This window comes from Paenibacillus barengoltzii NBRC 101215 (genome assembly GCF_004000745.1).
Taxonomy (GTDB): Bacteria; Bacillota; Bacilli; order Paenibacillales; family Paenibacillaceae; genus Fontibacillus; species Fontibacillus barengoltzii.
In genome coordinates this window covers 1-9,075 of record NZ_BILV01000119.1, presented here as the reverse complement: position 1 = coordinate 9,075, position 9,075 = coordinate 1, and the positions used below count along the sequence as shown (strand labels likewise).

Below are 9,075 nucleotides of genomic sequence, written 5' to 3'. Positions count from 1 at the left end.
AAAATTACGTGAGTGAACCATTATCCTTCGGTAACATTTTTATATGAGTTGACACGGCCCCGCCATAAAATACCGGTGGGGCGTTCGATTTATTTTACGATGATTCTTCGGGATGCAGCCATCCCCCTCAATTCGACGTTCAAAGCCTCCTTTTCCTCGTCGTTAAGCTCCAGATGTAACCCATAATGGTGATTGGGGGGCTCCAGCTCTCTTTGCCAGCGGATTTCGCCGGAGAAAGTGCGATTCTCATCGCTTAAGCGAACATGCAATAGGACATGTATCACGTGGGAGGATGCGTGCAGATTCAATTCGGTGCGGACCCGGCAACCGGATTTGCTGATATCGATAAGCTCGATCTGCGCCGGTTTCAGGGGCAGCGCCTGCCCGTCAATCGACACAATTTCGAGCGATGCGGCGATCGGCGGATTCAGAGAGTAACGAAAAGGCTCAGTTCTTCTAGTGTTTATCATAAATAGAATTATAGCGAAAATTGTCGATCACAACACCGTTTTTATTCTAAGAGGCACAGCAAAAAACCGCCGCAGCATGAAGCTGCCAGCGGTTTTGGTGATCTAGGCGTCAGGCCTTAACATTAATGGTCAGCTGCCGTACTTGACAGCAGCGCTTGAAGGTCCGGCTCAATCTCAGATGGTTCGGTGCGAGCCGAATAACGCTTGACGATCTCGCCGTCTCGCCCAACCAGGAACTTCACGAAGTTCCATTCGATATTCCCTGTATCGTAAGGTTCTGGTGTATGCTCCCGCAGATAACGGTATAACGGGTGGGCGTTCTCACCGTTTACGTCGATTTTGGCGAACAGCGGGAAGGTGACCTGATAATTCGTTTCACAGAAAGCTTTAATCTCCGCCTCCGTTCCAGGCTCTTGTTCGGCGAATTGATTGCATGGGAACCCAAGCACGGAGAAGCCTTGATCCTTGTACTTGCTGTACAGTTGCTGGAGCCCCGCATAATGCGGTGTCAACCCGCATGCACTGGCGGTATTAACGATAAGCAACACCTGCCCCTGATATGGCGCGAGCGTCGTGGTTTCCCCCGTAATCGTACGGACTTCAAAATCATATAGGCGGCTCATCAGCTTACACCAAATCGCAGGCGTCCGCTGGCATCCAGTGAGCATCCTGCCCTTCCCATTTCACATTACAGCCGATCGGATTGGTTAACGGAATTGAAATTTCGCAACCAGCGGTAAGTTCCTCCAACACCCGATCCAGATCGTTGACCGTCATTTTGCTCGTGTCACGTGGGTTATCCACGCCGCGTCCCGTATAGACAAGCTTGCGGCCAGAATCAAAGACGAAGAAATGCGGCGTGCGCAGGGCCCCATAGTCTTTCGCTGCCGTCTGTTCCTTGTCTCGCAAATACACCCAAGGGAATCGATGCTGCTCCATCCGTTTAACCATGTGCTCGAAGGAGTCTTCCGGGTGAGTGTTCTCGCTGTTCGAGTTAATTCCTACGAACACGACCCCCCGATCCTTATACTTCTCCGCCGTTTGCCGCGTGACTTCATCGGAGCCGAGTACATAAGGACAGTGATTGCACGTAAAAAACACGACAAGCACCTTGGCCGAAGCAAATGATTCTAAAGAGTAGGTCTGGCCATCTGTAGCCGGCAGATTAAAGTTTGGAGCCGCACTTCCCAAAGATAACGTGAAACTCATTTACCATCACCTCTCACCTATTTTGATAACGGTTACTTCCATTCTACCTTAAATGTTTCGATCATCTCAAATTTTAAGAATGACCTGCCAAATAGCTGTCATAGATATGACACCTTGAAATTTTCTATTGTCTATTCTGTGAAAATGATGTAAAGTAGCTTATCAAACAAACAAATATTTTTTTATGTTAGTTAACTTAACACTTCAATTGACCATAGTTCGATAAATCGTCACTTTTAGCGAAATTACGGCAAAGAGAAATGTGATTTACCGTATATCGCTCATTGAATCCTTCTGCATAGGCTTCCGCTTTACTTGATTGCTGTGCGGAAGCGAAGATGTACATTCGTCCGCGTTGTAGAGACATTTCGAAGGTCGAGTGTCGTAACTTAGAGAAAGAGGGGCTAAGTTACACCTTAATGCTTTAGGAAATTACAGTGCGACAGATGAATTGTACATTTGTCTATTGTTGGCGGACATTGTCGAATTGCGAGATTCCATTTTCACGGGAAAAGAGGCTGTAAACATGATTCAACCCATTTTGCAGATTAAGGATTTGCATACCCACTTTTTTACGGACCGAGGCGAAATCCCTGCGGTGGACGGCGTGAACCTGTATGTGAATCCCGGCGAGGTGCTTGGTGTCGTTGGCGAATCGGGCTGCGGCAAAAGCGTTACCTCCTTATCGATCTTAAAGCTGATCCCTCAGCCGCCTGGCAAAATTACCGGAGGGTCGATCGAGTTTAAGGGGAAGGACATCGTTCCGATGAAAGAGCGGGAAATGAGAGCCATTCGCGGGAACTCGATTTCCATGATATTTCAGGAACCGATGACGTCGCTGAATCCGCTGTTTACTGTCGGCCAGCAAATCGGAGAGACGGTTCGGCTGCACCGGGGGCTCAACAAAAAGCAAGCGCGGGAACATACCATCGACATGCTGAAAAAAGTCGGCATTCCTCGACCGGAGGCCATCATCGATGAATATCCGCATCAGCTCTCCGGCGGGATGAGGCAACGGGTGATGATCGCGATGGCGATCTCCTGTAATCCGGAGTTGCTGATCGCCGACGAACCTACTACAGCGCTTGACGTGACCATCCAGGCCCAAATCCTTGATTTGATTCGGCGTTTGAATGAGGAGAACGGTACGGCCGTCATGATGATCACGCATGATCTTGGGGTTGTTGCTGAGATGTGTCACCGAGTAGCTGTGATGTACGCCGGCAAAGTGGTGGAGGAAGGGCCGGTGCGGGATATTTTTAAAAATCCGCTGCACCCCTACACCCAAGGGTTGATCAAGTCCGTGCCGCGCATGGACGAGGACCGCAAGCGTCTGTTCTCCATTCCAGGCAACGTGCCGATCCTGAACACCCAGATGAAAGGCTGTCGCTTTGCCGAACGCTGTTCCCATGCGATGCCGATTTGTTCGGAGCAGCTGCCTGAGCTGAAAGAATACGAAACGGCGCATAGCTGCCGGTGCTGGCTCCACGAAACGCCACAGGAGGAAGTTGTATGAGTGAACCCTTACTGCAAGTTGAACATCTAAAAAAATACTACCCTCTCGGGGGCGGATGGTTTGGCAAGTCCCAGCAATTCGTTAAAGCGGTCGATGACATCTCATTTACCGTGCACCGGGGAGAAACGTTTGGACTCGTCGGGGAAAGCGGCTGTGGTAAATCTACCACTGGCCGTTCCCTGCTCCGGTTGATTGAACCAACCGGAGGCAAGGTGATTTTTGAAGGAGAGGACATCACGGCCTTGTCGCCAGAGGCGCTGCGCCGGAAACGCAAGGATATGCAAATTGTGTTCCAGGATCCTTTCTCCTCGTTGGATCCGCGCCACACGGTGCAGCGGATTCTGGAGGAACCGCTGATCGTTCACGGTGTGGGTAATGCCAAGGAACGTAAACAGATGATCGACCGCTTGATCGATGTCGTTGGTCTGACGCAAAGCCATCTGCAGCGGTATCCGCACCAATTTTCCGGCGGTCAGCGGCAGCGGATCGGGATCGCCCGTGCATTGGCGCTCCAGCCAAAGCTGATTGTCGCCGACGAGCCGGTTTCCGCGCTGGATGTGTCGATCCAGTCGCAGGTGGTGAACCTGCTTCAGGATCTGCAAGAGGAGTTCGGGTTGACGTACATCTTTATCGCCCACGATTTAAGTGTCGTGAAGCATATTTGCGACCGGGTAGCGGTTATGTACCTCGGCCGGATCGTTGAGATTGCCGACAAACACAAGCTGTACTCGTCACCTCAGCATCCGTATACCCAGGCGTTGCTTTCCGCAGTTCCGCAGCCGGATCCGGACAAGAAGACCGAGCGGATTATTCTGCAAGGCGAAGTGCCCAGCCCGGCTAATGCGCCGGTCGGCTGCGCGTTTCATACGCGGTGTCCGATGGCAATGGACGTTTGCCGGACGCACCGCCCTGAGCTGGCTGAGACGGATGCGGGCCATTTGACGGCTTGCCATCTGTACACCGAAGTGAAGAACACAGGAAGCGCGAGCTTGGCATAAAGATGACGTTTTGAACTACCTCTAAAGGTTTATAGTCTGGGTACTATGCCCAGCTTTTTTATAAACAAGAAATTATATATTGGGATTCAGAAGGGAGCCACAAAATGAAAGCAAAGAGATGGAGTAGTGTTGTTCTTGTTACGATGCTGAGCGCCGCCATCGCCTTGGCGGGGTGCGGAGGCAGCAACAATGCCGGTGGCAGTAATTCCGGCGGAACGAATACGGGCGCGAATACGGAAGCAACCACTCCGACCGGTTCGGCCCAAGATACATTGGTTGTAGGCCGCGGCGGGGATTCCGCTTCTCTGGACCCAGCCATCGTAACCGACGGTGAATCTTTGAAAATCGCCCACCAAGTCTTTGATTCCTTGCTGGAGTACAAAGAAGGAACAACCGAGGTTCAAGGCTCGTTGGCCGAGAGCTGGACGGTATCTGACGACGGTTTGACCTATACCTTCAAGCTGCGTCAAGGCGTGAAGTTCCATGATGGTACGGATTTTAATGCGGATGCGGTTGTATTCAACTTCACCCGTTGGTCTGATCCAAACAGCGAATACAAATTTGAAGGCGACTCCTTTGACTACTATGATTCCATGTTTGGTCCAGACGGCAAACGCGTTATCAAGGAAGTAGAAGCGGTCGACGAGAACACGGTTAAGTTTACACTGAACCAACCGCAAGCGCCGTTCTTGCAAAACCTGGCCATGACCTCCTTCGGGATCGCCAGCCCAACGGCCATCAAGGAGAAGAAAGAAAACTTCAAGAACGAGCCGGTAGGTACAGGTCCATTCGTATTCAAAGAGTGGAAACGCAACGACTCGATTACGTTAGAGAAGAACCCGAACTACTGGAAAGAAGGGCTTCCGAAGCTGAACAAAGTGATCGTTCGCTCCATTCCAGATAACTCGGCACGTTTCAACGCGTTGCAAAGCGGTGAAATCGATTTGATGGAAGACTTGAGCCCAGACGATCTGGCAACCTTGGAAGCGAACCCGGATCTGCAAAAAATCGAGCGTCCTTCCAACAACGTCGGTTATGTCGGCTTCAACCTGAAGAAAGAACCGTTTAACAACGTGAAAGTAAGACAAGCGCTGAACTATGCCGTTGATAAGCAAGCGATCATCGATGCCTTCTTCGCAGGCCAAGCTGAACCGGCTAAGAACCCAATGCCGCCGTCCCTGTGGGGCTACAACGATAGCATTGCTGATTATGAGTATGATCCAGAGAAAGCGAAAGCGTTGCTGGCTGAAGCTGGTTATCCGAACGGTCTGCCAGGGGAATATGTCTTCTATGCCATGCCGGTATCCCGTCCTTACATGCCAGATGGCAAGAAGGTCGCCGAAGTTATTCAGCAAAACTTTGAAGAAGTTGGCGTAAAAGTGAAAATCGAATCTCCGGAATGGGCCGTTTATCTCGACGATGCGCAAGCCGGTGAAAAAGACGATCTGTTCATGCTTGGTTGGACCGGTGACAACGGGGACCCAGACAACTTCCTGTACACGCTGTTGGACAAAGACGCGATTCCGTCCAATAACTACACGTACTATTCGAGTGACGAGCTGCATGAGTTGTTAGTTGCGGCGCAAATCGAAACGGATCAATCGAAACGTGAAGAACTTTACAAACAAGCGCAAGAAATCATTAAAGCCGACGCACCGTGGATTCCGCTCGTGCATACAACGCCGCTGCTGGCTGCAAAAGCGAATCTGAAAGGATACGTTCCGGCGCCGACAGGTACGGAATACTACAGCAACATCTATTTCGAATAACAGGCGGGATCTTAACGCCTCTGGCAGGTGAACCTCATCTTGAAAGCTTATATTTTGAAAAGAATACTCATCATGGTTCCTGTCCTAGTCGGCATGACGATTATCGTATTTTCCATTATCCATGCGATTCCCGGTGATCCTGCGGAAACGATTCTAGGGCAGAAGGCCACGGAGCAGTCCAAGGAAGCGCTCCGCGAGCAACTGGGCCTGAACAATCCGTGGTATCAGCAGTATTTCTCGTACATGGGGGATTTGTTAAAAGGTGACCTGGGGCAATCGATCCGCACGAGAGTGCCGATTGCCCAGGAGATCACTCCCTATTTGGCGGCAACGGCGGAATTAACCGTGGCGGCGATGGCCTTTGCGATCTTCTTTGGCGTGAATGCCGGCATCATCAGCGCCTGGAAGCAGAACTCTTGGTTCGATTACATTTGTATGTTAATCGCGCTGATCGGGGTATCGATGCCGATCTTCTGGCTCGGGCTGATGGAACAGTGGATCTTCTCGCTCAAATTGCATTGGCTGCCTTCCATCGGGCGGATGAACCAGCGCGATCCGGTTGAAGCCGTCACCAATCTGTATCTGATCGACAGCATTATCGCTGGTCGCTGGGATCAGTTGTGGACGGTATGCAGACATCTGATTTTGCCAAGTATCGCGCTGGGGACGATTCCGATGGCGGTTATCGCCCGGATGACGCGCTCGAGCATGCTGGAAGTTATGAATTCCGATTTCGTTCGTACGGCCAAGGCCAAAGGGTTGTCGCAATTTATCGTCATCTATAAACACGCCTTGAAAAATGCCTTTATCCCCGTGCTGACGGTCATCGGTCTGCAAACTGGCGCACTGCTTGGCGGTGCGGTCTTGACTGAAACGATCTTCGCATGGCCTGGTGTGGGACGATATATTTACGAAGCGATCAGCTCACGTGACTATCCGGTCATTCAATCTGGCATTCTGGTTATCGCATTTATTTTCGTTATTATCAATCTGGTCGTGGATTTGCTGTATGCAGCGGTCGATCCACGCATCCGTTACCGCTAAAGGAGGGAAACCATGGCAGAGGCAACTACAGCAAGCACAAACACCAGCACCGCCGTCCCGGCCGAGAAGGTTTCCGGACCTTGGCGCGATGCGTGGAAAGCGTTCCGCAAAAATAAAATCGCTATGGCCGGCCTGATCATGATTGTGTTTTTCATTCTGATCGCCATCCTAGCTCCGGTGATTGCTCCTTATGAATTCGATAAGCAGGTCCTGCGCGACCGCTTGAAACCACCGTCTTCGTCCCATTGGTTTGGGACGGACGATCTGGGGCGTGACCTGTTCACCCGCGTATTGTACGGGGCTCGAATCTCCCTATGGGTAGGGACATTCTCCGTGGTGGGATCGATCATTCTGGGGACGATCCTTGGTATTCTGGCCGGGTTCTATGGCAAATGGATCGATATGGTGATTTCGCGCCTGTTCGATATTTTGCTGGCGTTCCCGAGCATTTTGCTGGCGATCGCGATCGTGGCCATCCTTGGTCCGTCGCTGCAAAACGCGTTGCTTGCCATCGCCATCGTCAACATCCCGACGTATGGGCGGCTGGTGCGGGCGAAGGTGCTTAGCTTGAAGAATGAAGAGTATATCACTGCAGCACGGGCAATTGGGATGAAAAACAGCGCGATTTTGCTGCGGCACATCCTGCCAAACAGCTTGACACCAATCATTGTGCAGGGCACGCTGGGGATCGCTACGGCGATTATCGAAGCGGCTGCGCTGGGCTTCCTCGGTTTAGGGGCTCAGCCGCCTACACCGGAATGGGGCAAGATGCTGTCTGATTCGCGTCAATTTATCGCGACCGCTCCGTGGACTGTAGTTTTCCCGGGGATTTCAATCATGCTGACGGTACTTGCCTTCAACCTGATGGGCGATGGTTTGCGTGATGCGCTTGACCCGCGGATGAAAAGTTAAATCTATCGTTATGAACTGCCGGGAGGTTTTCCGGCAGTTTTTTTGTGTGTTGTACCTAATATACGGGTCAACTGGTTTGCGGTTATAATTTAGGCATCGGATCAAGAGAATGGATAGGAGAGGGAGGCGGCAGAATGGCCAAAAAAGCGAGAAAGGTGACGATCGTTGGTTCCGGCCTGGTCGGTACGGCTTGCGCTTATTCGATGATTAATCAATCGATCTGCGATGAGATTATGATGATCGACCGGACGTATGATCGTGCGGTGGCACATGCGCTCGATTTGTCGCATTGCATGGACTTTACGCAAACCCGTACGAAGGTATATGCTGGCCGGCTGGAGGACTGCCGCGATATGGATGTGGTTGTGCTGACGGCAGGGGCGAATCCGAAGCCGGGGCAAACGCGATTGGATGTGCTGGGCGAGGCGGAGAAGATTACGCGGGATATCGTCAGCCGCATCGTAGATGGAGGATTTGACGGCGTGTTTGTCGTCGCCGCGAATCCGGTGGATATCGTGACATATATCGTGCGCGAGGTGTCGGGGTTCCCGCGGAACCGGGTGATTGGCACCGGGACTTCCATCGATTCGGCTCGGCTCAAAACGTTGCTGTCGGAGGTCTTTGCTGTTGATCCACGCAGTGTAAACGGGTATGCGATGGGAGAGCACGGGGATTCGCAGTTTGTGGCCTGGTCGCATGTCACGATCGGCGGGAAGCCGCTACTGCATATTTTGGAGCAGCATAAGGAGCGGTTCCGCCACGTCAAGCTGGATGAAATCGCGCAAAAAACAAAAGATGCGGGATGGGAGATTTTTACCCGCAAGGGCAATACGCAGTTTGGGATTGGAAACGCGCTGGCTTATATCGTGAGATCCATCCTAAACGATGAACACAAAATCATCGCCGTTTCCGCTGTGTTGGAAGGGGAATATGGCCAAACCGGGGTTTGCTGCGGTGTGCCTGCCATTATCGGTGATGGCGGAATCGAGGAATTGCTGGAGCTGAACTTGACCTGGGAGGAACAGCAGAAATTTGCGCATTCCTGCGGCATTTTGAAGGCGGCGATTGCGAGTCTTCAACTCTAGTCAGGTAAAGCTGCCGTCGGTTGGCGGTTTAACAGAGCATCCGTTCATTGGGGAACGGATGCTTTTTTTATT

Annotated in this window: 9 protein-coding genes; 6 read left to right on the top strand and 3 right to left on the bottom strand. The window is 51.6% G+C overall.

Features of this window, described 5'->3' with window-relative positions; all coding sequences use genetic code 11:
- Positions 1–89 precede the first annotated feature (89 nt).
- The 3 genes from PBA01S_RS21950 to PBA01S_RS21940 form a co-directional block, all read right to left on the bottom strand.
- Positions 90–470: a PilZ domain-containing protein gene (locus tag PBA01S_RS21950; protein WP_127576738.1), complete on the bottom strand. Its 381-nt coding sequence runs from the start codon at positions 468–470 to the stop codon at positions 90–92.
- A 122-nt stretch (positions 471–592) separates the two neighbouring features.
- A complete protein-coding gene (locus PBA01S_RS21945) occupies positions 593–1,093 on the bottom strand; it encodes a glutathione peroxidase (protein WP_127576737.1) in 501 nt (166 codons plus the stop codon).
- Positions 1,094–1,097: 4 nt separating this feature from the next.
- Entirely contained in the window at positions 1,098–1,679 is a 582-nt protein-coding gene (locus PBA01S_RS21940; protein WP_016311087.1) for a thioredoxin family protein, read from the bottom strand.
- A 526-nt stretch (positions 1,680–2,205) separates the two neighbouring features.
- On the opposite strand from PBA01S_RS21940, the gene PBA01S_RS21935 reads away from it, so the two are divergent.
- The 6 genes from PBA01S_RS21935 to PBA01S_RS21910 all read left to right on the top strand — a co-directional run bounded on the left by PBA01S_RS21935 (position 2,206) and on the right by PBA01S_RS21910 (position 9,003).
- A complete protein-coding gene (locus tag PBA01S_RS21935) occupies positions 2,206–3,195 on the top strand; it encodes an ABC transporter ATP-binding protein (RefSeq protein WP_016311088.1) in 990 nt (329 codons plus the stop codon).
- Positions 3,192–4,193 (top strand): ABC transporter ATP-binding protein, encoded by a 1,002-nt coding sequence (locus PBA01S_RS21930; RefSeq protein ID WP_028539363.1) that lies wholly within the window; start codon positions 3,192–3,194, stop codon positions 4,191–4,193. Before PBA01S_RS21935 ends, PBA01S_RS21930 begins: the two co-directional genes overlap by 4 nt.
- Positions 4,194–4,297: 104 nt before the next feature.
- Positions 4,298–5,962 (top strand): ABC transporter substrate-binding protein, encoded by a 1,665-nt coding sequence (locus PBA01S_RS21925; protein ID WP_028539364.1) that lies wholly within the window; start codon positions 4,298–4,300, stop codon positions 5,960–5,962.
- Positions 5,963–6,001: 39 nt separating this feature from the next.
- Positions 6,002–7,006 (top strand): ABC transporter permease, encoded by a 1,005-nt coding sequence (locus PBA01S_RS21920; protein WP_127576736.1) that lies wholly within the window; start codon positions 6,002–6,004, stop codon positions 7,004–7,006.
- A gap of 12 nt (positions 7,007–7,018) precedes the next feature.
- The gene (nikC, locus tag PBA01S_RS21915; RefSeq protein WP_016311092.1) at positions 7,019–7,918 is read left to right on the top strand and encodes a nickel transporter permease; all 900 of its coding nucleotides are present in this window, start codon (positions 7,019–7,021) and stop codon (positions 7,916–7,918) included.
- A gap of 134 nt (positions 7,919–8,052) precedes the next feature.
- Positions 8,053–9,003: an L-lactate dehydrogenase gene (locus PBA01S_RS21910; protein WP_085279860.1), complete on the top strand. Its 951-nt coding sequence runs from the start codon at positions 8,053–8,055 to the stop codon at positions 9,001–9,003.
- The last annotated feature ends 72 nt before the right edge of the window (positions 9,004–9,075 follow it).